This is a genomic window from Gallibacterium genomosp. 1 (assembly GCF_000771875.1).
Classification (GTDB): Bacteria; Pseudomonadota; Gammaproteobacteria; order Enterobacterales; family Pasteurellaceae; genus Gallibacterium.
Genome location: NZ_JPXX01000018.1, coordinates 172,927 through 197,642, shown reverse-complemented (window position 1 = coordinate 197,642; position 24,716 = coordinate 172,927). Strand labels below are relative to the sequence as shown.

The window sequence follows — 24,716 nt, the reverse complement described above, 5'->3', positions numbered from 1 at the left end:
CAAAATGCGATTGAAGCCTATGCGAAAATTTTACCTGAATTTTTGGGCGGTTCTGCTGACTTAGCGGGTTCAAACTTAACCTTATGGTCAGGTTCAAAACCATTACGAGCCAATGTGATTGATGGAAACTATATTAACTACGGTGTGCGTGAATTCGGGATGTCCGCCATTATGAACGGCATTGCTCTACACGGTGGATTTATTCCTTACGGTGCCACTTTCCTAATGTTTATGGAATATGCGCATAATGCAGTGCGTATGGCAGCGTTAATGAAACAACGTGTGCTTTTTGTTTACACTCACGACTCCATTGGTTTAGGGGAAGATGGGCCAACCCATCAACCGGTAGAACAGACGGCAACATTACGTTTAATTCCGAATTTAGAAACTTGGCGCCCGTGTGACCAAGTGGAATCTGCGATTGCGTGGCAAGCAGCGGTTGAACGCACTGCAGGCCCAAGTGCATTAATTTTCACTCGTCAAAACCTAACACAAATGGAACGTAACGCCCAACAACTTGCCAATGTTAGACGCGGTGCTTATGTCTTAAAAGATTGCGAAGGTACGCCTGAATTAATCTTTATTGCAACCGGTTCAGAAGTGGAATTGGCAGTGAAAGCAGCGGAACAATTAACTGCTGAAGGACACAAAGTGCGTGTAGTTTCTATGCCAAGCACGAATGTATTTGATAAACAGGATGTCGCTTATAAAGAAAGCGTATTACCAAGCAACATCAAGAAACGTGTTGCAATTGAAGCCGGCATTTCGGACTTCTGGTATAAATATGTTGGCTTGGAAGGACGTATTATCGGAATAAACCGCTTTGGTGAATCTGCTCCAGCAGACGAGTTATTTAAATTATTCGGATTTACTGTGGATAATGTCGTTACTAAAGCGAAAGAAATTCTATAATTTTGCTTTACTTAGTTAAATATTGAAGCTCCTCTATTCGTAATCATTGACGTAATGAGGAGTTTTTTATATAGAATCACAAAAACAGGAAATTTAGGATTTTATAGTTGTTTGTTTTCAGAATAATGCTAGTGTTATATCGTATCGCTATATCATGTATACTGTTTTCGGTTTATATCAATTTTTTATTTTATATTTAAACGACTATATCTAAATTTTAACCACGGAAGCACGCCAAATTAATTGTGGCTGTAACATTGTGGTTTTATATTCTAGATCTGGAGATTTAATCCTTTCCAGTAAGGTTTCCACAGCTAATTTGCCCAATTCTGCTTTAGGTTGATGAATTGTGGTTAACGGTGGTGTGAGATATTGCGCCAACATAATATTGTCATAACCGATGACAGAAATATCCTGAGGAATGTGTAACCCTTGTTGCCAAGCAACTTGATAAACGCCGACTGCAATGGTGTCACTACAGGCAAAAACTGCTGTAGGGCGAGGTGTAATCTGTAACAATTTTTTCATTCCTTCTACGCCACCTTCAAAATCAAAATGGCTTTCAATGATCCAATCAGGGTTGATCGGCAAATGCGCATCCTGCAACGCTTTTTGGTAACCGAGCAAACGGTTGTGAGCTAAGGATTTATCCAATTTACCCGTGATAATGGCGATATTTTTATGTCCCTGCTCAATTAAGGTTTTTGTGGCAAGATAAGCACCAAATTCGGAATTTTCATAAATTTTATCGGCATTCAGTTCGGTCGGCCACCAGTCCATTACCACAATCGGCAAATTTAGATTTAACTGTTCCACCATTGCGTGGCGAGTGTCAGAATACATTAACAGCAATCCGTCCACCTGTTTTTGAATTAAAGTTTGAATATTCTGCTGCAAGCGTTGTTCGTTGCCATCGATACTGGAAATGATCAAGTTGTAGTGGTGCTGATTGCAATATTGTTCCACTCCGCTCACTACTTCGGCGAAAAACGGATTGCTGGTGGCAGTAACCAACATTCCCAATGTTTTTGTTTCTTTTACTTTTAAACTGCGGGCAACAGCGGAAGGGGTATAATTTAACTCATTGACAACCTTCATAATTTTTTCACGTATCTCATCACTGACATAACGTGTATTGTTGATTACGTGTGATACGGTTGAAGTTGAAACTTTCGCTATCCGTGCAATATCCTTCATTGTTGCCATAACAGTTTTGCCTTTTATTTGAATAATTTAAGTTATGCTATTTGATATTGGCTAAAAAATCGAGCGTTTCCTGACGGCTCGGAATAGAAGTTTGTGCACCGAAACGGGTAACACTGATAGCGGCTGCCGCGTGGGCAAACTGAATCGCTTCTTCCAGTGGTTTCTGTTCCAACAATGCAGTTACCAACGCACCGTTAAAAGTATCGCCGGCGGCTGTGGTGTCTTTTGCCTGAACACGGAAACCGGGAATAATTTTTTGTAATTCATTATGGCTGATAAATACCCCTTTTGCCCCTAATGTAATCAACACGATAGCAACACCTTTTTGGTGAAAAATTGATGCTGCTTGTGCTGCACTTTCTTCATCCACTACCTTAATGCCGGTCAGCACTTCCGCTTCAGTTTCATTCGGCGTAATCATTGTTAATTGAGCAAGTAGTTCGTCTGGTAACACCTTTGCTGGTGCTGGGTTTAACACAGTGTGTTTGCCTGCTTGTCTAGCAAATTTTGTCGCATAAATAATGGCATCTAACGGAGTTTCAAGTTGCATTAATAGTGCATCGGAGTCAAGAATTTTCTGTTTAAACTTGTCCACAATGTCGGTGGTGAGATGAGCATTGGCACCGGCTGAAATGACGATACTGTTTTCACCGCTGTCGGCAACTTGGATCATAGCGATACCGGTAGTTTCACCTTGAATTGTAGCGATGCTTTCGGTGTTTATGCCATCTTTTTGAAAAGCCTGTTTCATCTCAAGCCCGATTTTATCTTCGCCAATACAAGCAATAAAATCGACTTTTGCTCCTAAACGAGCAGCTGCCACCGCTTGATTTGCACCTTTCCCGCCATAGACGATATGGTAATTTTGACCGGATAAAGTTTCTCCCGGTTGTGGAAAATGAGGAACTTGAATAACGTGATCGGCATTAATACTGCCAAGAACGGTGAGTTTTTGCATTTTGCTTGCCCTTAGTTATCAACTGAAAATTTATTTTTAATGGTGCGCAGCAAGGCGCACCACGCATTAAATTTATAAAAAGATTATTGAGTTACGACTTTTAATGGTACCGGGATTTTGGCTTCTACTTTTTCACCTTTGATAATTTTATCCGCAGTTTGAACGCCTAATGCACCGATTAAATCCGGCTGTTGTGCAATTGTAGCACCCAGTTTGCCGCTTTTAACTGCTTTCACACCATCATCAGTACCATCGAAACCAACAATTAATACGGATTTGTTAGCCGCTTGAACGGCACGAATTGCGCCAAGTGCCATTTCATCATTTTGAGCAAAAACCGCTTGCACATTAGGTTGTGCGGTAAGTAGGTTTTCCATCACGTTTAAGCCTTTGGTGCGATCAAAATCTGCCGGTTGGCTGGCAAGAATTTCAAATTTATGCGCTTGCACTGCTTGTTTAAATCCTTCGCCACGTTCGCGAGCGGCAGAAGTTCCGGCAATGCCTTCCAACTGGATAACTTTTGCATTGTCACCCAATTTTTCAGCGATAAAATCACCAGCCATTTTACCACCGGCAACGTTATCTGATGCGATATGACTGACCACATCGCCTTGCGCCGCACCACGGTCTAGGGTGATAACCGGAATATTTTTCTTATTCGCAACACGAACAGCATTAGCAACGGCAGTTGAGTCTGTTGGGTTGATTAATAATACTTTTGCGCCACGAACGGTAATGTCTTCAACATTTGATAGCTCTTTTGACGGATCATTTTGTGAATCAAGCACGACAAGATTGTAACCAAGTTTGCTTGCCTCTTTTTCTGCCCCTTCTTTTAAGGTAACGAAGAAAGGATTATCTAAGGTTGATACAGCAAGTGCGATGGTATCTTTTGCTAAAGCAACGTTGCTGGCAAGTGAGCCTAATAGCAATGCTGAAGCGAGAAGGGTAAGTTTTTTCATAAAAGTTTCTCCTTTAATGAGGTTGACTGAATAAGTTACGCGGTTTTACGACTGCAAAAGTGATCGGTAAGCACAGCAAGTAAAATAACGATCGATTTTGCAATCATTTGGTAATAAGAAGAAATATCCAATAAATTCAAGGCATTATTTAAGAAGCCAATAATTAACGCCCCGATTAATGTTCCGGTAATACGACCTTTACCGCCCATTAGACTTGTTCCACCGACCACTACAGCAGCAATTGCATCAAGTTCATAAGAAACGCCGGCAGTAGGTTGGGCGGAAGATAAACGAGAGGTCACAATTAAACCAGCTACGGTAGCGAGCAAGCCACTAACGGCATAGACGAAGATTTTCACTTTGTCTACGTTGATACCGGATAAGCTGGTAGCGGCTTCATTACCACCAAGCGCATAAATATAACGACCGATAGGGGTATGTTTTAGCAGATACCAAGCAACGATAAAGATAATTGCCATTAACCAAATTGGGAACAGAATGCCTAATAAATAACCTGTACCCAAGAAAGAGAATTGATCGGCAACATCGGAAAAACCTAAGCTGATTGGGCGACCATCGGTATAAACCATTGTGACACCACGCAATAATGTCATAGTAACTAAAGTGGCAATAAATGCCTGTACTTTCCCTTTAGCGACAATGACACCGCTGATGCCGCCGAGCAGAGTACCGAATAACAGCACTAATGGGATCACGACAAAAATGGAAATCTCCATATTAACCAAAGAGGCGGCAACCGCACCGGTTAAGGCGAGGATAGAACCTACGGACAAATCAATGCCGGCGGTGAGAATAACAAATGTCATTCCAACAGCGATAATGGCATTAACCGAAGTTTGACGCAAAATATTGAGTAAATTATCGATAGTAAAAAAATTAGGACTGATCGAAGAAACAATCGCAATCAGCACCAATAACGCAATAATAGAACGTTGTTCAATTAAAAATTCTTTTAAATTGAATTGTTTATTTACAGTTGTTGTCGTCATAATGAATCCCTTTTTTAATGTATTTGGGTAATAGCGGCAGTGAGTAATTTTTCTTGAGTGACTTCATTTCGTAGATATTCCGCACGAATTTCACCATTATTCATCACTAAAACGCGGTCGCTCATACCAATAATTTCTGGCATATCAGAAGAAACAATGATGATGCTCATTCCTTCTTCTTTAAATTTGTTGATTAACTGATAAATCTCTTTTTTTGCACCTACATCGATGCCTCGTGTCGGCTCATCAAGAATGAGTACATCTGGTCTGGTCATTAAGCCTTTGGCAATTGCCACTTTTTGCTGATTACCACCGGAAAGCAAACCGATGGTTTGATTCATTGACGGTGTTTTGATGTTGAATAAGAGAATGAAATCATTAACCGTCATTTTTTCTGCTTTATGATTGATAGAATAATGTTTAGTGAGCTGTTTCAATGCTGTTAGTGTCATATTTTCTTTAATAGACATTCCAAGCACCAAACCATCGCCCTTTCTATCTTCTGAAATATAGACAATGCCGTTGTTTAAGCCGTCTTGCGGTGAATGAATGGAGAGCTGTTTTTGTTTGAGGAAAACTTCGCCGGCGGTTTTTGGTAAAGCGCCATAGATTAACTTCATTAATTCAGTTCTACCGGCTCCCATCAAACCGGAAATGCCTAAAATTTCGCCTCTGTGTAATTTGAATGAAGCATTGTGAACACCACAACCACTGATGTTTTTCACTTCTAAGACAGTGTCGCCGATCGGCGATTCAATATGCGGATATTGTTCGGAGAGCTTTCTTCCTACCATTAATTCAATTAATTGTTCTTCATTAATTTCCTTCAAGGAGCGTTCTGCTATTAACTCTCCGTCACGCAAAACGGTGACATCATCGCAAATGGTGAAAATATCCTGCATACGGTGAGAAATGAAAACAATCCCACAATTTTGCTGTTTGAGTTCTCTGATGACATTGAAGAGCGCATCAGTTTCAGTGTCGGTAAGTGCATCGGTCGGTTCATCCATAATGATCACTTTTGCATCAAAACTCAATGCTTTGGCAATTTCGATCATCTGTAATTCGCCTAATGAAAGCTGTTCTACTGGTGTAGTTGGGCTGTGTTTAATTTTTAGACGTTTTAACAATTTTTCAGATTCGGTTGTCATTTTCTTCCAATCAATGCCACCGAATTTATTGGTAAATTCTCTGCCTAAGAAAATGTTTTCTGCAATGGTTAAGTTCGGAATAATGTTTAATTCCTGATGGATAATGCTGATCCCTGCTAATTGGGACATTTTTGGATTTTTGAACGTCACCTCTTGGCCCTGATAATGAATAGAACCACTGTCTTTGATGTAAATGCCGGTTAAAATTTTCATTAATGTGGATTTACCGGCACCATTTTCTCCCATTAATGCCATCACTCTGCCCGGATAAACGGATAATCCGGCATTATATAAAGCCCTAACTCCCGGGAAGGATTTGCAAATATTGTCAAGTTTTAAAATCGGTTGCATATCGTTCTCCATTTAAAAAGGAACGCCTGATCCAATAATAATGTTGGCGTATGGCGTACATTCACCGGAACGTACAAAACCTTTGCTTGCTTGGCTAAGCTGTTTAAATTGTTGGTGTGAAACATAATCAATTTGAATATGATTGTTCTGCTGCTGTTCCAATTGGGAAAGGCGTTGTAATAATGCGTTATGAATATTTTGATTATGTGTTTTTATCTCTTCGGCAAGTACCACTCTTTCAACAAAACACTCTTCAATAACGGCATCAAAAACAGATAAGAAACTAGGAATGGTCGGCGTTAATGCTAAATCAACACGCTCTGATTGTTGCGGTATCGGCAACCCGGCATCACAAATTGTCAGAAAATCGGTATGTCCTAAAGTTGCAATCAGATGAGAAAGCTGTGCATTTAAAATACCTGTTTTTTTCATTTTTTACTCCTAATTATCATTATCGAAACGTTTCGATGAGATAAAAATAACCAATTTTCTATTTTCTTAAAATAAGCAATGTTTAAATTTGTGAAGTTGATCAAAAAATAAAATGAAAAAATCGAGAGTGTCAGTGTAGTGTGGTAATTTTTATTAAATTTGTGATATTTGTTTGAGCAAATAAGGAGAGCAAAATGGCGTATCTATTCACACCGCCACCGTTGGCAACAGTCGCGGTAAAAGGTTCGAATGATAAGATAGCTGTACATCGTGTTTATTGTGTCGGCAGAAATTATGCGGAACACGCACGTGAAATGGGGCATAATCCGGATTGCGAACCTCCGTTTTTCTTTTGTAAACCATCGGATGCGGTGCGGTGTGTCAGGCAGAATGAATGTTATGCGTTTCCCTATCCGATGCTAACGAAAAACTTGCATTATGAAGGTGAATTAGTCGCGGTAATCGGTAAATCGGGTGCCAATATCGCTGTGGAAAAGGCGTTGGATTATGTTGTGGGCTATGCGGTTGGTTTGGATATGACCAGACGTGATTTGCAAAATGAGATGAAAGCGATGGGGCGACCGTGGGAAATTGGTAAGGCGTTTGATTACTCTGCACCAATAAGTGAAGTGTCGTTAGCAAGTGAAGTGGGGCATTTGTCGCAAGGTGCGATTCAGCTTTGGGTTAATGGTGACGTGCGGCAGAGCAGTGATCTTAACCAATTAATCTGGTCAGTGGCGGAAACCGTTTCTCATCTATCAACTTATTTTTGTTTACAGCCGGGTGATTTAATTTTTACTGGCACGCCGAAAGGTGTCGGCAAAGTGGAAATTGGCGATCACATTGTGGTTGCGGTTGATAAATTAGGTGAATTGAAAGTGGATATTGTGTGAGCACAGGCGACAGGCTTCTCTCAAAGAGAAGCCTAGATATGGAGAAAATGACAGGTTACAGTATGATTTCCAATTTTTGATAGGCGCGGTTTGCTTTTTCTCGTGCCGCCTCAACGCTATCGGCGCTTGCCAAAATTACGCCTAAACGGCGATGTCCGTTGACTTCTCTTTTACCGAACAGGCGAAGATTAGTGTCTGCTTCGGCAAGTACATTTTCCAGATTGGCAAAACGAACCTGATTGGATTTTCCTTCCACTACGATTGCTTTAGAGGCGCTTGGTGCCAATAGTTTTATTTGTGGAATAGGTAAGCCTAAAATGGCGCGTGCGTGTAATGCAAATTCCGACAAATCTTGAGAAATCAAGGTGGCCATTCCGGTATCGTGCGGACGAGGGGAAACTTCATTAAAAATAACTTCATCACCACAAACAAACATTTCTACGCCGAAAATCCCATAACCACCCAATGCACCGGTGATTTTTTCAGCAATGTGCTGTGCTTTTTGTAATGCAATCTCGCTCATCGCTTGCGGTTGCCAAGATTCCTGATAGTCGCCATCAACTTGTACGTGACCAATCGGCGCAAGGAAGGATGTGCCGCCACGATGGCGTACAGTTAATAAGGTGATTTCATAATCAAAACGGATAAAGCCCTCAACAATGACACGTCCGCCGCCGGCACGACCGCCTTCTTGTGCATATTGCCACGCTTGTTGCAACTGCTCTCTATTTTTGAGAATGCTTTGTCCGTGCCCGGAGGAGCTCATAATCGGTTTAACTACGCAAGGCAAGCCGATTTTTTCCACCGCCTGTTGAAAATCGGCAAAATTGTCGACAAATTGAAACGGGGAGGCCGGCAAACCTAACTCTTCGGCAGCTAAACGGCGGATACCTTCACGATTCATTGTTAGCTTAACAGCTTTTGCCGTCGGAATAACATTATAGCCTTGCTGTTCCAATTCGACTAAAGTATCGGTGGCAATGGCTTCTACTTCCGGAACAATGTAATCCGGTTTTTCTTTTTCGATAAGACTTTTGAGTGCATCACCATCTAACATTGAAATGGTGTAAGCACGGTGTGCCACTTGGTGTGCCGGTGCGTCAGCATAACGATCAACCGCAATAACTTCCACACCTAAACGCTGTAATTCAATTACAACCTCTTTACCTAATTCTCCGGAGCCGAGCATCATTACTTTTGTGGCAGTGGAAGTCAGAGGTGTACCTAATGTTGTCATAGAGTTTTATTCCTTCAATGTTGTGGGCAAATAAAAAGCCAAGCTGAAGAGCTTGGCTTGAGGTTACTATTGATTTAAAAAGCTGTCATCAAGTAATAAATCTTGATTGTGATTAATGCCGATTCCCTGAGTAAGCACCTTTTTTGCTGCTGCTTGAGCCTCCACTAGCGAATGTTCAGTGTATGTTCCGCATTGATATTGGTTTAATTCCGGGATCTCTTTTTCACTTTTTATAGACAATACATCCTGCATTGCTTTTTCCCAAGCCTCTACCACGAGTTGTTCCGCCGGAGTGCCGATTAAGCTCATATAAAATCCGGTGCGACATCCCATTGGAGAGATATCAATAATTTCAATACTATCATTATTGAGGTGGTCTCGCATAAAACCGGCAAAAAGATGTTCTAAAGTATGAATACCTTTGGGGCTGATATTATCTTGATTCGGTTTGCAAAAACGTAGATCAAAAACAGTAATTTTATCACCTTTAGGCGTTTGCATTGTCTTGGCAATACGCACCGCCGGTGCATTCATTTTAACGTGGTCAACTTTAAAACTGTCTAATAGTGGCATAGTGAAAAACCTTTCTTTAAAAAATTTCTGATTTTAACTGAACTTTTTCAGAACGGATTTGTCTGAAAAAATGCAACATAATGGTTGTTTAAATTAGTTCCTTAGGTTATTTGCCGCCTAGTGTTTGGGGCGGCTTTTTTTATCTCTGTTATTTGTGTTAGTTAATTGTAGCTTGAATTGGTGGTTTTAAACAGTGCGATCCAGCAGTTCTTGATAATGTTTGCGATCTTGTTCGTTGATTTCCCGAATTACACGACAAGGGTTGCCGAATGCTAAACTGTTTGGAGGAATTGATTTTGTTACCACGCTGCCGGCACCGATAACGCTGTTTTCACCGATGGTAACACCACCTAAAATCACACAATTGCCTCCAATCCAGACATTATCTTCAATAATAATTTCTTTTGCCTGTTCATAGCCTTGATTTCTTTGTTGGTAATGTAATGGATGCCCAACTGTATAAAGACTGACATTAGGTGCAAACATCACATTATCCCCAATTGAAACCTTGCCACTGTCCAAAATAGTACATTGATAATTGGCGAAAAAATTATTACCGACTTCAATATTAAAGCCGTAATCACAGAAAAACGGTGAATTTATGTGCAAATTATCTCCGCTTTTACCTAGCAGACGCTTTAGTAATGTTTTACGTTGGGGGTCGATAGGAGAAAGCTGATAATTGAGCTGAAATAAAATCTGCTTCGATTGTTGTCTAAGTCGAATTAATTCTGGATCATACGGGAAATGCGGCAGTTTTGCCGCCATTTTTTCTTTTTCACTTAATGACATAACTTATCCAAGTTGCAAATCTAACACAATTTTACCATTAGTATGTCCGCTTTCGAGCTGACGGTGTGCCTGTTGAATTTCAGTTATTGGAAAAACTCGAGCAATATTTAACCGTAAACAGTTTTTTGCTACATAATTCAACATTGTTTCCAGATCCTGACGATTTGGCACCGCCAACATCTTTTCCACCAGCAGTTGCTGTTCAGCCCCAGCCTGTTGTAATAACGGCACGTGAATGGTAGGAATGCAGATAACACGTCCTCCTTTTTTCACCATTTTCAATGCAGCGACACCTCTCTCACCACCTACTAAATCAATAAAAAGATCGGCATTGAGATTGGGATAAGCGTGCGGATGATGATAATCAACGGTGTGATTTGCACCTAAAGCCAATGCTTGTTGCTGTTTAGCTTCGGAACAGATAACGGTAATATCGACATTCTCTTTGGCTAAAAGCTGTAATAATAAATGCCCGACACCGCCTAACGGTGCAGACATTACTATTTTCTGTCCGGCAGAAACGTTTGCCTGTTTCAGAATTTGCAATGCGGTAACGACAACGGTCGGCATTGCGCCTGCTTGCTGCAATGAAACTGCTTTCGGTACGCGCGCAACCAAATCAGCATTGACCGCAACATAACGGCTATAAGCGCCGCCGTCAAAGGTGAGTGCGGCAACGCGTTCACCCACATTAAAACCGCTTTCTGCACCGGCTTGAATCACGATTCCAGCAAGATCGAAACCTAGCACAGCTGGCAATTGTGATTTAAATTTTTCCGCTCCCCAGCCTAATCCTTTACGCGTTTTAAAATCAACTGGATTCACGCCAGCAAAGTGATTTTCGATCAAAACCTGCTTAGCACTGATAGTCGGCATTGGTAATTGGGGCTGAAATTGAAGTACATCCGCTTCGCCAAATGTTGAAATGGTAACACCATAGTTTTGCATTATTCTTTCCTTTTTTATGTTAATCGTTAGAATTACCGGATAAATAAATGAGCAAGAATTATTTAGTAATAAAGTTGTTGTTTTAACTGTTCAGCTACATCAATACCCAGTAATTGAGCGACAATCGCCAAACCGAAATCGAAGGCAGCTCCTGGTCCTCGACCGGTAATAAACGGCGCATCAATGACGGTAGTAAGATGACGATAATTCACCTCGTTATTAATTAAGTCAGCACGCATTGAAGGATAGCAAACTGCATTTTTGCCTTTTAATAATCCGACTTTTGCTAAAGCGGTCGGTGCTGCACAAATTGCTGCAACCCATTTTTGCTGCTGTGCAAATTGACGATAAGTGTCAGCCAACGCCGCATATTTTTCGAGATCGACCTGACCACCCGGCAGCATTACTAAATCGTAACTGTTTAGATCAGTCTGATTCAGTAATTGATCAGCAACCACTTTGACATTATGGGAGGAAGAAACGATCTCGGTGTTATCAATGGAAATGAGATCAGTGTGTAAGCCGGCGCGTCTGAAAAGATCATTCGGCACTAATGCTTCAGACTCTTCAAAACCTTTGGTTAATAAAATAGCAATTTTTTGTGTCATCTTCGTTCTCCTTTTGTTGTGTAATTCTGCCATATTATATGCTTTTTCTTGCAAAATTTTATCATCAGCGTATCATTCACCCCCTATTTTTGTAGTTGGGTTCCCTCACCCCAAAGATTTTCATTGAGATAAAAAGGACACAATATGGTATCAGCTCAAGCGATTTTCGGCGATCGTCAAAAACGCCGTGCATTAATTTTACTTTCATTTTTCCACATTTTTATCATTGCTATCAGCAATTACCTCGTGCAAATTCCATTCACCATCAATTTATCGTGGTTGGATTTCAGTTTTCATAGCACTTGGGGAACGCTAACCTTTCCATTTATCTTTTTAGCCACTGATTTAACCGTGCGTGTTTTCGGTGCAAAAGAGGCTCGCTGGATTATTTTCTGGGTAATGTTTCCGGCACTGATTGTCAGTTATGTTATCTCTACGCTCTTTTCTGATACGCAATATCAAGGTTTAGCCGCGTTGGCGACGTTTAATCTGTTCGTTTTTCGTATTTCTATCGCCAGTTTTGCCGCGTATGTGTTCGGTCAATTATTGGACGTGTTGGTGTTTAATCGTTTAAGACAGTTAAATACGTGGTGGATTGCACCGAGCAGTTCGATGATCTTCGGTAGTTTATGCGATACTTTCGCCTTTTTTGCTATCGCTTTCTATCACAGTACAGATGCTTTTATGGCAGAAAACTGGGTAGAGATCGGCTTTGTGGATTATTTATTTAAACTCTTGATTGGTTTGCTCTTTTTTGTGCCGATTTATGGTGTGGTTTTAAAAGCGATTATGCGGAAATTGGCGTTGCTTAATCTTGCGCAAATGCAGCAAGTTCGTGGTTGATGTAAATATCAAAACGGTGATTTTTGGTTGTTTGGCTGAAATGCGGTTTGCATTCTGCCAAATAACCGGCGTAATCGGGGCGTTTCACCACCACCCGATGCGCCAATTTCAATGCTGTTGCCAATAGCTGATCTGCATCTAAATCTGCCCCAACCAAGGATTGGAAAACACGCATCTCTTTCTTGACTAACGCACTTTTGTTTTTGTGCGGAAACATAGGGTCAAGATAAACCACATCAAATTTCTCTGTTTCCGGATCAAGTTCTGCTATGGTTTTAATCGGCAACAATTTCATTCGTTGTTGCATAAAATCACCGATTTCCGCGTCCTGATAAGCACGTTGTAAACCATCTTCCAACAATGCAGCCACTACCGGATTGCGTTCCACCAATGACACTTCACAGCCAATTGCTGCCAGAACGAAAGCATCGCGCCCTAAACCGGCGGTTGCATCAAGCACCTTTGGCAATTTACCTTTTTTCACGCCGACTGCTTTAGCGACCGCTTCGCCGCGACCGCCGCCGAATTTACGTCGATGTGCCATTGTTCCGGCAACGAAATCGACACAAATCGCACCGAGCTTCGCTTCATCCGTTTTATAAAGTGCCAAGCGTTGCGGCTCTAAAACCAAAGCGAATGGTGCTTGCGGATCATTTTCCAACTGCCATTTTTCGATTATTTGACGAAATTTTTCATCATCGCCGGATTGATTAATAAGTTGAATCTGCATTATTTTCTCACCAAATAGACACCGCTTTCGATATGGTGCGTATAAGGAAATTGGTCAAAAAGTGCCGCTTTTTCAATATGATGAGTTTGACTTAAAACGGTTAAATTTTCTGCCAAAGTTTGCGGATTACAGGAAATATAAAGAATATTGTCATATTGTTGCACCATTTTTAAGGTTTCCGCATCCAAGCCGGCACGAGGCGGATCAACAAAAATGGTGTTGCATTGATACTGTTTAAGATCAATCCCCTTCAGGCGATAAAATTCGCGCACGCCTTGCAATGCTTGCGTAAACTCTTCTGCCGACATTCGAATGATTTGCAGATTATCAATATGATTGGCGGCGATATTGAATTGTGCTGCCTGTACTGAAGGTTTGGCGATTTCAGTCGCCAACACTTTTCTAAAATGCTGTGCTAAAGCCACTGAAAAATTGCCATTACCACAATAGAGTTCTAGCAAATCACCTTTGGCATTTTCTGTGCAGGATAATGCCCATTCAATCATTTGGCAGTTAATGCCGGCATTCGGTTGGGTAAAACTGTTTTCAACTTGGCGGTAGATATAGTTTTTGCCGTTGATTGGCAACACTTCATCAATAAAATCCTGATCCAAGCAAATTTTCTGTTTATTGGCGCGCCCTATAATTTGCACATCAAATTGTTGCTGTTCAAGCTGTTGTTTCAATTGTTTTGCGGCAGCGATCCAAGTTTCATCTAACTTTTTATGGTAAAGCAAACTGACGATAATTTTATTGCTGACGGTACTGAGATAATCAATCTGGAATAATTGATTACGCAAAATCGGTTGCTGTTTAAGCAATGGCAGTAATGCACTCATCATTGCATTGATTAATGTTGAAGCAATTGGAAATTGATCAATGCGATAACGCCGCTTACTTTGCGGATCAAACATAATGTGATAAAGATCATCGCCATCGTGCCAAACCCGAAATTCAGCACGCATTCGATAATGTTTTAATGCGGAACGATGAACCTTAATTTCACCCTGAAAAAAAGGTTTAAGTAGTTGAGTTAGATAATAAACTTTATCTTCTAACTGTTGATTGTAATGTGATTCGGAAAAGTCAGTCTGCATAATATTATCGTTTGAGTCAAAGAATGGGGCGCATTCTAACATAAAAATCAGTATGGACGAAAAAGCACGATCTAAAAATGTAAAGCAGATTATTTTAGAAATTTGACCTACTTCACTATTCTGAAAAATAAACGATAAAAGGCTTGAAAAGCTGATCATACGGCATTATGTTCTTAATCAAGAACAAGATTTTTTCTTGACTGGCAACAGTCTTATTACTATGAGAGGTAAATGTTATGACCCTAAATATTACAAGCAAACAAATGGAAATTACCCCAGCAATTCGTTCCCACATTGAAGAACGTTTAGCAAAATTAGGCAAATGGCAAACCCAGTTAATAAATCCTCATTTTATTTTACAAAAACTGCCAAAAGGATTTGGAGTGGAAGCTATGATTGGTACACCTTTCGGTAACCTTGTTGCGAAAGCGGAACACGAAGATATGTATGCAGCCATTAATGATGTACAAGAAAAATTAGAACGTCAGCTCAATAAATTGCAACATAAAGGAGAGGCAAGACGTGCCAGTGAACGTTTGAAAGATTCTTTTGAGTAAAAAAGTATTTTCTGAATAATCAAATTGTAGAAGGTTCAACCGAGAGGTTGAACCTTTTTTGTTAGGTCAAAACCACCTAGTTACAGATGGTTTTATGACTATTTTTGATAAATATAAGAACCATTGCTTTGACGAATAAATTTTGCTCCATTAGGTAATTGGAGTTCTGAAACGCGACCACCGTTTACTTTGATGGCAACTTTGTCTCCCGGTTTGAAGCTACTTAATGCATTACCGGCACCATTTGCTTTAGTCATTGCATTTACATCGGCAATGTTTAGATTGTTATCACGGAACACCTGCATCAAAGAAGTACCTGCCGGAATAGTTAATGTTTTAGCTTGCCCACCACTTGAAACGTTTGTTGTAGATGAAGTGGATTTTGAGCTACTTCTAGTGACAGGTTTGGCATCAACAACAGGAACATTTTTGCCGTCAAGAATGGCTTGTGCTTTACGCTGTTCTTGCTCTTTCTGTTTCTGCTGTTTTGCTTTAAACTCTTCTCTAGCTCGCTGTTCAGCACGGGCTTTTGCTTTTGCAATTAAACGAGCTTGCTCAGCTTCATACGCTTGTTTTTCAATTTTATCAATTTCAGCCTGACTAAGAGCAGGTTTCTGCTCTGATCCTGGCGTAGGGGTAACTGGAGCAGGAGTGATAGACGGAGTTTGTGCTTGATTAGTCGCAGCTGCATTGTTTTCATCAGTCGTAATTGGGGTATTATCCACTGATGGAGCCGATGCGGTACTGTTTTGTGTGAGTGTTTCAGCAGTAACGGTAGCATTATTATTGGCTGTAGTCGAATCTGTTATGTTGTCATTGGCATTATCCATTGCTTGCTCTTCGGTTTGCATTGTTGGCACACCTTCATTGTTGGTATTAGTAGCATTCGGATCAATTGGCTGAAATTCAATTGGCAAATTATTATCTTGAGATTGTAGGCTATCTACCGGTTGGCTGTTAGGTTTTAACCAAAGAAATAACACAATGATGATAACCAACACAGCGGCACTAATAAGCAAACGGCGAGAACGTGTTGACAAATTGGCTAATGGTGATGTTTTGTGTGTAGTAACCGGTTCAGCGGTAAAGTCGTTGCTTTCTGTATTCTCAACAGTTTGCCCAACTTCTGCTTGCTGAAAGGTTTCTGCTTGTGTCGTTTTTTTATGAAAGATACCTTTTAGTTTATCGATAAAAGAAGGTGCAGTTTCAACTGCTGGTCTTTTAGGTGTGATAGGCTCAAATTCATTAAATTCTAAATTTAATTCGTTCTGTTTAGCGTCCTGTTGTTCGCTTTGCTGTTCCTTGTCTGTGTTACTCACGGTTATACCTCAAATTTTGGTTAAAAATCATTATTGCAACAATGCTGTTGATTCAAAGTAATATGATAACTTTGAATGATAAAAAAATTCTTTCTTGGCAGACAGAAGTGTCTACCATATTTTCGTTGGCTATTTTAAAGGAAAAAATAGGCAATGACTAAGGCTAATCACGATTTATTTAAATATTTTTAGCTATACCAAGTTTTACTTTTTTCGCCAGCAATTTCACGCGCAAGTTTCGGTACAAGATAACCGGAAGATGAAGCAATTAATTGTCGATAAATAGCTAAAGCACGTTCATCATCAATCCAAAAATGGCTTGCTCCTTCCACTTTATCCAACAGATGAAGATAATAGGGTAAAATACCGGCAGCAAATAGTTTATCATTTAGTGTTTTGAGAGTGTGTGCATCATCATTAATCCCTTTTAAAAGCACTGATTGATTCAGTAGCGTTACTCCCGATTGCTTTAATTGCTGTAGGCGGTTGATTAATAGTGCATCAATTTCATTTGCGTGATTAATATGTAACACCAGCACTTTGTTAAGCGGTAAGTCTGCCAATAATCGACACAATTCGAGCGTAATACGTTGTGGAATGACCACTGGTAATCGAGAGTGAATCCGCACAGTTTTCAAGTGTGGAATTTGATTTAACTGCTCAAGTAACCACGCTAATTCGCGATCTTTCGCCATTAATGGATCGCCACCAGAAAAGATCACTTCCTCAATTTCGGAATGTTGAGCAATATAATCCAATGCTTTATGCCAATTAGTTTTGTTTCCGGGATTATTTTCGTAAGGGAAATGACGTCGAAAACAATAACGACAGTTAACAGCACAGCCTCCTTTTACCATCAGCAATACACGGTTATGATATTTATGTAACAAATTAGGGATGGCATTATCCTGTTCTTGCAGCGGATCTTTCACAAATCCGGGTGTTTGCAGAAATTCGGCAGCATCAGTCATCACTTGCAAAAAAAGAGGATCGTTCGCATTACCTTTTTCCATTTTATCTATAAATGGCATTGGTACACGCATTGCAAATAAGCGGCGAGCAGCCAAATGTTGTTGATAAGGTTCGAGCGGTAAATTCAGTAATGTTAAAAGTTGAATCGGATCGGAAACCGCAGTGGTTAAGTATTCAGTCCAATCGGAATCTGCTCCAAATGTGAGGTTTTGCATTATCATATGACGATTTTTTTACCTATGTCTTCCATTAAATGACATTATTTTTATCAAAAACTTCTTAAAAAGTTGAAAATTCAACCGTTAGAGATATATACTTCCAACTTTTCTAAAGTAGCACAATTTTTTGTGAATTGTGCGGTGAATTGAACAGACAATCAAATATTAATGAGGATATTATGGCAAGCTATTCTACCAGCGATTTCAAACCAGGTCTTAAATTTATGCAAGATGGCGAACCTTGCGTAATCGTAGAAAATGAGTTTGTGAAACCGGGGAAAGGACAAGCGTTTACTCGTACTCGTATTCGTAAATTGATTTCAGGCAAAGTGTTGGATGTGAACTTTAAATCAGGTTCAACTGTCGAAGCGGCAGATGTTGTTGATACTAATCTTACTTTCTTATATAAAGATGAAGAATTTTGGTATTTTATGAACAATGAAACTTTTGAACAACTTGCTGCAGATGCGAAAGCGATTGGTGATAATGATAAATGGTTGTTGGATCAGGCAGAATGTATCGTAACGTTATGGAACGGTTCTCCGATTACTGTTACTCCACCAAACTTTGTAGAGTTGGAAGTGGTTGATACTGATCCCGGTTTGAAAGGCGATACAGCAGGAACAGGTGGTAAACCGGCAACTTTAAGCACCGGTGCGGTAGTGCGTGTACCATTATTTATTCAAATTGGTGAAGTTATCCGTGTAGATACTCGTTCTGGCGAGTATGTGGCTCGTGTGAAGTAATATATTATATTATGTGGTGAAAAGAATCCTCTTACCGTCAAGGAAGAGGATTTTTGTTTATATGGGATTGCATAACTATCTATTATAAAATAGATAGTTATTATAAATTATCGTATTTTATTAACGGGTAGTTTTACATTTAGAATGTAGATTTTTTAAAAAGAGGAAAATATGAGTTCAAATCTTGCTATTAGTATCACTATGTTAGTGAAAAATTCAGAAAAATATTTAGAAAAAGTATTAAAAGCATTAGCAGATTTTGATGAAATTATTGTATTGGATAATGGATCTACAGATCGAACAATCGAAATTGCTAAGCAATTCCCTAATGTTGTTATTAAATATTCACCTTTTATTGGATTTGGACCTTTAAAAAATTTAGCTGCTGAATATGCAAAACATAATTGGATTTTAAATATTGATAGTGATGAGATTTTACCTAAATCACTTATTGAAGAATTAAAGCAGATAGATTTAACAAAAACAAATTTTGTATATTCTTTATCTAGATTAAATCATTATCGAGGTCGAGTTATTAAAACCTGCGGTTGGTATCCAAATTATGTTCCTCGCTTATATCACCGTCAACAAGTGCAATTTAATCAAAAATTAGTACATGAGGCACTTGAAATTCCTAAAAATATCCAATTCATAAAATTAAAACAACCTTTTTTGCACTACTCATTTGATGGTGCCGCCGATTTAATTCAGAAAATGCAGCAGTACACAACCTTGTTCGCAGAGCAGCAACAAGGGAGAAAAAAAGCCACTGTTTTTTCTGCAATTGGACACGGTTTCTCTTCATTTTTTAAACATTATGTTTTGAAAAAAGGATTTTTAGATGGACAAGATGGTTTTGTTATTTCCTGTGCCAATGCAATGGGGGCTTATTATAAATATGTGAAATTAATAGAATATAATCAAAAACTTAGTAGTTCTTTGATTATTACAACTTATAATCGTCCCGATGCGTTAGAGGCGGTCTTAAATTCGGTATTGCAACAAAAAGTATTACCAATGGAAGTATTAGTGGCAGATGATGGCTCTCGCCAGGAAACCGCACAATTAATTTCACGATATCAACAGATGTTCCCTATTCCTTTAATTCATTGTTGGCAAGCTGATAGAGGATTTAGAGCCGCTGAATCCCGAAATCGTGCAATTTCTCAAGCAAAAGGAGACTATATTATTATTATTGATGGTGATATGGTTTTACACCCATTATTTATTCAGGATCATATTTCTTATGCTAAACGAGGTGTGCTAGTACAAGGAGGGCGAGTAGTTTTACCATTAGAGAAGACGAAACAAATATTACAGAAACCACAAGTTTATCCTCGAATAAGGTGGTATCAGCAAGGGATTGAAAATCGTATTGAAAAACGTTTTTCAGCTTGCCATTTATATTGGATAAATAGATTTATTCATAAAGAAAAGAAAAATTATTTTAAAGGTATTCGTAGTTGTAATATGGCATTTTTCTGTGAAGATGCTTTAAAAATCAATGGTTTTAATAATGACTTTGTTGGTTGGGGACGAGAAGATAGCGAATTTGTTGCTCGTTTTTATAATGCGGGAATGAAACGAAAAGATATTCGTTTTTCGGCTATCGCTTATCATTTGTGGCATAACGAAGAAGCCAGAGATGCATTACCACAGAATGATCAGTTATTGGAAAAAACAATACAGCAAAAAATTGTCTATTGTGAAAATGGGGTAGATCGATTTTTGAAAGAGAAGTAAATAATGTTATTTTTCATCTATAATGTACTTTTTATTATCGCTTTGCCCTTTATTCTGCTCACTTTTTTGTACAAAAGTCGAAAAGAGATAGGGTATCGTCAACGGTGGCGTGAGCGCTTTGCTTTAACAAAATCTTTGCAAAAACAGAGTGTTGTGATTCACGCGGCTTCAGTTGGTGAGGTGTTGTTGGTTACGCCGTTGGTGAAACAATTATTGGCACAGTTTCCGAATGTACCCATAACCATTACCACTTTTACTCCAGGTGGCTCGGAACGTGTACAGGCTTTGTTTAGTAACCGTGTTCAACATTGTTATTTGCCGTTTGATCTGCCGTTTTTAATGAAACGTTTTTTGCAACAATTTCAGCCTCAATGTTTTATTATTGTTGAAACAGAGTTGTGGTTTAATCTGTTGCAACAAATTAAGAACCACCATATTCCACTGTTTTTAATCAACGCTCGTTTATCAGATAAATCCGCTAAACATTATGCCTATTTACGGCATTCTCTTATGCCGATTTGGCAGGCATTTACGCATATTTCCGCACAGGATGAATTAAGTGTAGAGCGTTACCAACGTTTAGGCGTTGACAAAAGCAAAATCAGTTGCAGTGGTAATTTAAAGTTTGATTTAACTGTTTCTGATGAGGAAATTGCTGATTATCGTCAGCAGAAAATTGCAATGTTGCAACAGCGTCCGGTCTGGATTGCTGCAAGCACCCACGAAGGCGAAGAAACAATGGTGTTGAAGGCACATCAACAATTACTGCAACGATATCCGAATTTATTATTGATTCTTGTGCCACGCCATTCCGCACGTTTTACCGAAGTGGAAAAATTGTTACGACAACAGCAATTTTGTTATCAAAAACGAAGTTTAGGCGAGTTGATAGTTTCGCAGACAACGGTGTTATTGGGCGATACAATGGGTGAGTTGTTAAAATTATATGCGTTGGCGGATATTGCTTTTATTGGAGGCAGTTTTATTGAGCGTGGTGGGCATAATCCACTTGAGCCCTTATTATTTAAATTGCCAGTAATCAGCGGTAAACATATGTTTAATTTTCAGCAAATTTATCAAAAATTGATTGAAGCCGAGGGTGTCATTGTGATTGAAAATAGTATACCTGCACTGGTTCAGCAGATTAGTGCTTTGTTGACAAATCCGCAGAAAGCCGAGCAATATGGGCAAAACGGCTATCATATATTGCAACAGAATCGTGGTGCTTTACAACGTACTTTAAACATTTTATTACCTTATTTAAGCGAGAAAAAATAATGATAACAATGATTTATCCTGGAACATTCGACCCTATCACCAACGGACATCTGGATATTATTATGCGTGCAGCGCGATTGTTCCCAAGATTGATTGTGGCGGTAGCAGCAAGCCCGAGCAAAAAGCCAATGTTCAGTTTGCAACAACGGCTAGATTTCGTCAAAATTGCTACATTAGGATTAAACAATGTTGAAGTGATCTCATTTGATGGTTTATTGGCGCATCTAATTTTAGAACGTAATATTCAGGGTATTATTCGTGGAGCGAGAACATCCAGTGATTTTGATTATGAACTGCAACTTGCTCATTTAAATCGTTTGTTAACGAATGGTGTTGAAAGTTTATTTTTCCCTCCATCAGAAAAATGGTCTTATGTTTCCTCAACAATGGTACGTGAAATTTTATTACACGGTGGTAATATTGCAAAATTAGTGCCGTCAGGTGTTTTTAAAACCATTTTGGAAAAATAAAATATTATCTTTGTTAAGAAATGATGAAAATTCTGTGATATTAAGTTGAGCTTTATTCCGTATAGCCGCTTAATAATTGTTGCCAGTTGTTTTCGTTAAAATGAATATGGTAACGCTTCACCTCTTTTTGAAATGAGCGGTAAAGTCGTTGTAGATTTTCTTGTTTCCAGTTGTCTCCCGTTTTAAAACCGCATTTATCGAAATCAAGTAACCATAATTTACATTGATGATTTTCAAGGCGTTGTAGCAGAATATTATGTGCGTTTAAATCGCTGTGACAAACTTGTTCATTATGTAATTGACGAATTAATTTTCCGATATGGTACCAAATTTCGTGATGTAATGAGTGTTTTTGTAAAGCAGCGACTAAGTCCTGACTATTTTCAATTAATTCACTTAAAATATCCGCCTGGTAACAACATCCTGAGCGAATAACCCTTGCTGCAATAGGTTTGGGAACAGGTAAATTTTTCTGTTTAAGTTGCTGCAGTAAGTTAAATTCTTTAATGCTACGACATTGATTTATTCCGCTAAACAGAAAATGATCTTTCACTAATTTTCCGAATAGTCCACCACGATAATAATGGCGTAAGGCACAATTTATACCCCAACGATCTTTCGTTTTTAAAAAATAGGTAATACCGCGTCCTTTGGCTGAACCTAAAACTAACTGTTGTGTCTGCCAAAAAACAGGATCGAATAAAGATTCTGGCGAGTCGGTCTGAATGTTTTGGGCGAAGAGATAGTAAGTTTTCGACATTTTGATACCTGTTTTACTGCGGATTTCTGCTTTTTTGATTAAAATAGAGCGTAATTCTAACATATTAAGAGTTAAATCTATGCTGTTATTTCCTCAACCTCCACAATCTATTTGTATTTTGCGCCTTTCTGCCATTGGTGATGTTTGCAACGCTTTGGCAGCAGTACAGCAGATTCAAGCTTATTATCCGCAGACCAAAATTACTTGGATCATTGGCAAGGCCGAAGCACAATTATTAAAAAATATCCCTAATATTGAATTTATTATTTTTGATAAAAAACAGGGGTGGCGAAGCATTTTTTCGTTATGGAAAAGGTTACATTCGCGTAAATTCGATGCTTTGTTGGATATGCAGGTAGCGATTCGAGCCTCGATTCTCTCTTTAGGAATTAAAGCGAAATATCGGGTTGGTTTTAATGCACAACGGACAAAAGAGGGGCAAAAATGGTTTATTAATCATCAAGTTGGGGTAGCGAAAGGTTATCACGTTTTGGATGGTTTTTTGAGTTTTGCTGAATATATTGGCGTGCCGATTACAGCACCACATTGGCAGTTTCCGATTGCGGAAGAAGATCATCAATATGTGAGACAATTTATTGACCCGGCTAAAAAAACGGTAGTTATTTCGCCTTGTTCAAGTAAAAAAGAGAAAGATTGGTTATTAGATCGTTATGCTCAACTGGCGGATATTGCGACAGAAATAGGCGTACAGGTGATTATAACGGGATCGCCAAGTGAATATGAAATGAACTGTGCCACAGAAATTTGTCGATTATGTCGTTTGCCTGTGGTAAATCTGGCAGGAAAAACCTCTCTACAACAACTTATTGCATTATTATCACGAGTGGATTTGGTGATTTCACCAGATTCAGGGCCAGCACATATGGCAACAATGGTAGGTACAAAAGTGCTAGGATTATATGCTTACCATAATCCGCAACGTACAGGACCTTATTACAGCAAAGATGATGTAGTGTCGGTATATGAGGAGAATGTATTAAAACAGTATGGTAAGTCGTGGCAAGATTTACCTTGGGGAACAAAGGTTTATGGTAAAGATTTAATGTCGCAAATTACAGTTGATCAGGTGGCAGAGAAAATGTTACATCTTTTAGCGTTAAATTAGTTTTTTAACTTGCTTTTTGAGTCAATTTGAGTAAAATTTGCGACCTTACAGTCGTTCCGTTTTTCGTTCCTTGCTTCCGCAGATTGGCGACTGGTCTATAGTCGGAGGCTGATTAACCCGTAAGGAGCAGCAATGCGTCACTACGAAATAGTGTTTATGGTTCACCCAGATCAAAGTGAACAAGTACCAGGCATGATTGAACGCTATACAGGTTCTGTTAAAGAAGCTGGTGGTCAAATTCATCGCTTAGAAGATTGGGGTCGTCGCCAATTGGCTTACCCAATTAATAAACTACACAAAGCACATTATGTGTTAATGAATGTAGAAGCACCGCAAGAAGTCATCGACGAGCTTGAAACAACTTTCCGTTACAACGATGCAATTCTTCGTAACGTAATTATTCGTACTAAGCACGCCGTAACCGAAGCGTCCCCAATGGTTAAAGCAAAAGATGAACGTAAAGCTTTAGCTGATGTTGATAACAACGATTATGAGGATGCTGAAGAGTAATTTGACAATTGAAAATCGTTTTTCGTTGATAGGCACTGTTGTTTCTCAACCAAAACGACATCAAAGCCCGAGTGGAATTCCGCATTGTCAATTTTGGCTTGAACATCGTTCATGGCAACAAGAAGCCGGATTAGCCAGACAAGCGTGGTGTAAAATACCGGTTCAACTTAGCGGCAATCAATTAACAAATCAAGCTCAAAGCATTACGGTCGGCAGTAAGGTGTGTGTAGCAGGATTTATCCACTCACACAAAACGAATAATGGGCTTAGCCAATTAGTCTTACACGCTGAGCAAATCGAATTTATAGATTAGG

The 24,716-nt window shown here is 39.2% G+C and carries 27 protein-coding genes; 11 read left to right on the top strand and 16 right to left on the bottom strand.

Annotated features, from left to right (window positions below; genetic code table 11):
- Positions 1–912: transketolase family protein (locus JP36_RS06730; protein WP_039173275.1), on the top strand; the 912-nt coding region annotated here is incomplete at its 5' end.
- Positions 913–1,122: 210 nt separating this feature from the next.
- Here JP36_RS06730 and JP36_RS06725 read toward each other — a convergent pair.
- From JP36_RS06725 to rbsD, 6 genes are all read right to left on the bottom strand, one after another.
- Positions 1,123–2,118 (bottom strand): substrate-binding domain-containing protein, encoded by a 996-nt coding sequence (locus tag JP36_RS06725; RefSeq protein WP_039173272.1) that lies wholly within the window; start codon positions 2,116–2,118, stop codon positions 1,123–1,125.
- 37 nt (positions 2,119–2,155) lie between these two features.
- Positions 2,156–3,076, bottom strand: a complete 921-nt coding sequence (rbsK, locus tag JP36_RS06720) for a ribokinase (protein WP_039173268.1) — start codon at positions 3,074–3,076, stop codon at positions 2,156–2,158.
- 83 nt (positions 3,077–3,159) lie between these two features.
- A complete protein-coding gene (gene rbsB / locus JP36_RS06715) occupies positions 3,160–4,038 on the bottom strand; it encodes a ribose ABC transporter substrate-binding protein RbsB (RefSeq protein WP_039173266.1) in 879 nt (292 codons plus the stop codon).
- A 35-nt stretch (positions 4,039–4,073) separates the two neighbouring features.
- The gene (rbsC, locus tag JP36_RS06710) at positions 4,074–5,048 is read right to left on the bottom strand and encodes a ribose ABC transporter permease (protein ID WP_039173264.1); all 975 of its coding nucleotides are present in this window, start codon (positions 5,046–5,048) and stop codon (positions 4,074–4,076) included.
- Between the two features lie 14 nt (positions 5,049–5,062).
- A complete protein-coding gene (rbsA, locus tag JP36_RS06705; protein WP_039173261.1) occupies positions 5,063–6,550 on the bottom strand; it encodes a ribose ABC transporter ATP-binding protein RbsA in 1,488 nt (495 codons plus the stop codon).
- Positions 6,551–6,562: 12 nt separating this feature from the next.
- Positions 6,563–6,982: a D-ribose pyranase gene (rbsD, locus tag JP36_RS06700; RefSeq protein ID WP_039080689.1), complete on the bottom strand. Its 420-nt coding sequence runs from the start codon at positions 6,980–6,982 to the stop codon at positions 6,563–6,565.
- Positions 6,983–7,176: 194 nt separating this feature from the next.
- Here rbsD and JP36_RS06695 point away from each other — a divergent pair, with 194 nt between their 5' ends.
- Entirely contained in the window at positions 7,177–7,875 is a 699-nt protein-coding gene (locus JP36_RS06695; RefSeq protein ID WP_039173258.1) for a fumarylacetoacetate hydrolase family protein, read from the top strand.
- Between the two features lie 55 nt (positions 7,876–7,930).
- Here JP36_RS06695 and purT read toward each other — a convergent pair whose 3' ends face one another.
- From purT to JP36_RS06670, 5 genes are all read right to left on the bottom strand, one after another.
- Positions 7,931–9,112, bottom strand: coding sequence for a formate-dependent phosphoribosylglycinamide formyltransferase (gene purT / locus JP36_RS06690; protein ID WP_039173255.1), 1,182 nt, complete (start codon positions 9,110–9,112; stop codon positions 7,931–7,933).
- Positions 9,113–9,178: 66 nt separating this feature from the next.
- A complete protein-coding gene (gene luxS / locus JP36_RS06685) occupies positions 9,179–9,685 on the bottom strand; it encodes an S-ribosylhomocysteine lyase (RefSeq protein ID WP_039173252.1) in 507 nt (168 codons plus the stop codon).
- Between the two features lie 186 nt (positions 9,686–9,871).
- Positions 9,872–10,477: a sugar O-acetyltransferase gene (locus JP36_RS06680; protein WP_039173249.1), complete on the bottom strand. Its 606-nt coding sequence runs from the start codon at positions 10,475–10,477 to the stop codon at positions 9,872–9,874.
- 3 nt (positions 10,478–10,480) lie between these two features.
- Positions 10,481–11,425, bottom strand: coding sequence for an NADP-dependent oxidoreductase (locus JP36_RS06675; RefSeq protein WP_039173245.1), 945 nt, complete (start codon positions 11,423–11,425; stop codon positions 10,481–10,483).
- A gap of 62 nt (positions 11,426–11,487) precedes the next feature.
- Positions 11,488–12,033 (bottom strand): DJ-1 family glyoxalase III, encoded by a 546-nt coding sequence (locus tag JP36_RS06670; protein ID WP_039173243.1) that lies wholly within the window; start codon positions 12,031–12,033, stop codon positions 11,488–11,490.
- A 144-nt stretch (positions 12,034–12,177) separates the two neighbouring features.
- Here JP36_RS06670 and JP36_RS06665 point away from each other — a divergent pair, with 144 nt between their 5' ends.
- Entirely contained in the window at positions 12,178–12,876 is a 699-nt protein-coding gene (locus JP36_RS06665) for a 7-cyano-7-deazaguanine/7-aminomethyl-7-deazaguanine transporter (protein ID WP_039173241.1), read from the top strand.
- On the opposite strand, the gene JP36_RS06660 is transcribed toward JP36_RS06665, so the two are convergent.
- Entirely contained in the window at positions 12,842–13,606 is a 765-nt protein-coding gene (locus JP36_RS06660) for a class I SAM-dependent methyltransferase (protein ID WP_039173238.1), read from the bottom strand. The two genes, JP36_RS06665 and JP36_RS06660, sit on opposite strands and share 35 nt — an antisense overlap.
- Entirely contained in the window at positions 13,606–14,703 is a 1,098-nt protein-coding gene (trmA, locus tag JP36_RS06655; protein WP_039173236.1) for a tRNA (uridine(54)-C5)-methyltransferase TrmA, read from the bottom strand. Before trmA ends, JP36_RS06660 begins: the two co-directional genes overlap by 1 nt.
- Positions 14,704–14,939: 236 nt before the next feature.
- On the opposite strand from trmA, the gene raiA reads away from it, so the two are divergent.
- Entirely contained in the window at positions 14,940–15,260 is a 321-nt protein-coding gene (raiA, locus tag JP36_RS06650; RefSeq protein ID WP_013746297.1) for a ribosome-associated translation inhibitor RaiA, read from the top strand.
- 98 nt (positions 15,261–15,358) lie between these two features.
- Here raiA and JP36_RS06645 read toward each other — a convergent pair whose 3' ends face one another.
- Positions 15,359–16,579, bottom strand: a complete 1,221-nt coding sequence (locus tag JP36_RS06645) for a LysM-like peptidoglycan-binding domain-containing protein (RefSeq protein ID WP_039173232.1) — start codon at positions 16,577–16,579, stop codon at positions 15,359–15,361.
- A gap of 188 nt (positions 16,580–16,767) precedes the next feature.
- The gene (gene epmB, locus JP36_RS06640) at positions 16,768–17,766 is read right to left on the bottom strand and encodes an EF-P beta-lysylation protein EpmB (RefSeq protein WP_039173227.1); all 999 of its coding nucleotides are present in this window, start codon (positions 17,764–17,766) and stop codon (positions 16,768–16,770) included.
- Between the two features lie 182 nt (positions 17,767–17,948).
- On the opposite strand from epmB, the gene efp reads away from it, so the two are divergent.
- The 4 genes from efp (at position 17,949) to coaD (ending at position 22,006) form a co-directional block, all read left to right on the top strand.
- Positions 17,949–18,515, top strand: coding sequence for an elongation factor P (gene efp / locus JP36_RS06635; RefSeq protein ID WP_039088796.1), 567 nt, complete (start codon positions 17,949–17,951; stop codon positions 18,513–18,515).
- 171 nt (positions 18,516–18,686) lie between these two features.
- Entirely contained in the window at positions 18,687–20,258 is a 1,572-nt protein-coding gene (locus tag JP36_RS06630; RefSeq protein ID WP_039173224.1) for a glycosyltransferase family 2 protein, read from the top strand.
- 3 nt (positions 20,259–20,261) lie between these two features.
- A complete protein-coding gene (gene waaA, locus JP36_RS06625; protein ID WP_039173221.1) occupies positions 20,262–21,536 on the top strand; it encodes a lipid IV(A) 3-deoxy-D-manno-octulosonic acid transferase in 1,275 nt (424 codons plus the stop codon).
- Positions 21,536–22,006: a pantetheine-phosphate adenylyltransferase gene (gene coaD / locus JP36_RS06620; RefSeq protein WP_021460935.1), complete on the top strand. Its 471-nt coding sequence runs from the start codon at positions 21,536–21,538 to the stop codon at positions 22,004–22,006. The genes waaA and coaD overlap by 1 nt, the downstream gene beginning before the upstream one ends.
- 52 nt (positions 22,007–22,058) lie before the next feature.
- Here coaD and JP36_RS06615 read toward each other — a convergent pair whose 3' ends face one another.
- Positions 22,059–22,829, bottom strand: coding sequence for a 3-deoxy-D-manno-octulosonic acid kinase (locus JP36_RS06615; protein WP_021460936.1), 771 nt, complete (start codon positions 22,827–22,829; stop codon positions 22,059–22,061).
- 16 nt (positions 22,830–22,845) lie between these two features.
- On the opposite strand from JP36_RS06615, the gene JP36_RS06610 reads away from it, so the two are divergent.
- From JP36_RS06610 to priB, 3 genes are all read left to right on the top strand, one after another.
- Entirely contained in the window at positions 22,846–23,892 is a 1,047-nt protein-coding gene (locus JP36_RS06610) for a glycosyltransferase family 9 protein (protein WP_039173218.1), read from the top strand.
- Positions 23,893–24,024: 132 nt separating this feature from the next.
- The gene (gene rpsF / locus JP36_RS06605) at positions 24,025–24,402 is read left to right on the top strand and encodes a 30S ribosomal protein S6 (RefSeq protein ID WP_013746288.1); all 378 of its coding nucleotides are present in this window, start codon (positions 24,025–24,027) and stop codon (positions 24,400–24,402) included.
- Positions 24,389–24,715, top strand: coding sequence for a primosomal replication protein N (priB, locus tag JP36_RS06600; RefSeq protein WP_039173215.1), 327 nt, complete (start codon positions 24,389–24,391; stop codon positions 24,713–24,715). Before rpsF ends, priB begins: the two co-directional genes overlap by 14 nt.
- Position 24,716 lies beyond the last annotated feature (1 nt).

Bases quoted from the DNA above. Each gene is read 5' to 3' on its own strand.
- JP36_RS06670 (WP_039173243.1), bottom strand. From the start codon at position 12,033: ATGACACAAAAAATTGCTATTTTATTAACCAAAGGTTTTGAAGAGTCT.
- JP36_RS06695 (WP_039173258.1), top strand. From the start codon at position 7,177: ATGGCGTATCTATTCACACCGCCACCGTTGGCAACAGTCGCGGTAAAA.
- luxS (WP_039173252.1), bottom strand. From the start codon at position 9,685: ATGCCACTATTAGACAGTTTTAAAGTTGACCACGTTAAAATGAATGCA.
- purT (WP_039173255.1), bottom strand. From the start codon at position 9,112: ATGACAACATTAGGTACACCTCTGACTTCCACTGCCACAAAAGTAATG.
- JP36_RS06725 (WP_039173272.1), bottom strand. From the start codon at position 2,118: ATGGCAACAATGAAGGATATTGCACGGATAGCGAAAGTTTCAACTTCA.
- efp (WP_039088796.1), top strand. From the start codon at position 17,949: ATGGCAAGCTATTCTACCAGCGATTTCAAACCAGGTCTTAAATTTATG.
- JP36_RS06615 (WP_021460936.1), bottom strand. From the start codon at position 22,829: ATGTTAGAATTACGCTCTATTTTAATCAAAAAAGCAGAAATCCGCAGT.
- epmB (WP_039173227.1), bottom strand. From the start codon at position 17,766: ATGCAAAACCTCACATTTGGAGCAGATTCCGATTGGACTGAATACTTA.
- coaD (WP_021460935.1), top strand. From the start codon at position 21,536: ATGATAACAATGATTTATCCTGGAACATTCGACCCTATCACCAACGGA.
- JP36_RS06665 (WP_039173241.1), top strand. From the start codon at position 12,178: ATGGTATCAGCTCAAGCGATTTTCGGCGATCGTCAAAAACGCCGTGCA.
- JP36_RS06630 (WP_039173224.1), top strand. From the start codon at position 18,687: ATGAGTTCAAATCTTGCTATTAGTATCACTATGTTAGTGAAAAATTCA.
- trmA (WP_039173236.1), bottom strand. From the start codon at position 14,703: ATGCAGACTGACTTTTCCGAATCACATTACAATCAACAGTTAGAAGAT.
- rpsF (WP_013746288.1), top strand. From the start codon at position 24,025: ATGCGTCACTACGAAATAGTGTTTATGGTTCACCCAGATCAAAGTGAA.
- JP36_RS06680 (WP_039173249.1), bottom strand. From the start codon at position 10,477: ATGTCATTAAGTGAAAAAGAAAAAATGGCGGCAAAACTGCCGCATTTC.
- rbsK (WP_039173268.1), bottom strand. From the start codon at position 3,076: ATGCAAAAACTCACCGTTCTTGGCAGTATTAATGCCGATCACGTTATT.
- rbsD (WP_039080689.1), bottom strand. From the start codon at position 6,982: ATGAAAAAAACAGGTATTTTAAATGCACAGCTTTCTCATCTGATTGCA.
- JP36_RS06675 (WP_039173245.1), bottom strand. From the start codon at position 11,425: ATGCAAAACTATGGTGTTACCATTTCAACATTTGGCGAAGCGGATGTA.
- JP36_RS06610 (WP_039173218.1), top strand. From the start codon at position 22,846: ATGCTGTTATTTCCTCAACCTCCACAATCTATTTGTATTTTGCGCCTT.
- waaA (WP_039173221.1), top strand. From the start codon at position 20,262: ATGTTATTTTTCATCTATAATGTACTTTTTATTATCGCTTTGCCCTTT.
- priB (WP_039173215.1), top strand. From the start codon at position 24,389: ATGCTGAAGAGTAATTTGACAATTGAAAATCGTTTTTCGTTGATAGGC.
- rbsB (WP_039173266.1), bottom strand. From the start codon at position 4,038: ATGAAAAAACTTACCCTTCTCGCTTCAGCATTGCTATTAGGCTCACTT.
- raiA (WP_013746297.1), top strand. From the start codon at position 14,940: ATGACCCTAAATATTACAAGCAAACAAATGGAAATTACCCCAGCAATT.
- JP36_RS06660 (WP_039173238.1), bottom strand. From the start codon at position 13,606: ATGCAGATTCAACTTATTAATCAATCCGGCGATGATGAAAAATTTCGT.
- rbsC (WP_039173264.1), bottom strand. From the start codon at position 5,048: ATGACGACAACAACTGTAAATAAACAATTCAATTTAAAAGAATTTTTA.
- rbsA (WP_039173261.1), bottom strand. From the start codon at position 6,550: ATGCAACCGATTTTAAAACTTGACAATATTTGCAAATCCTTCCCGGGA.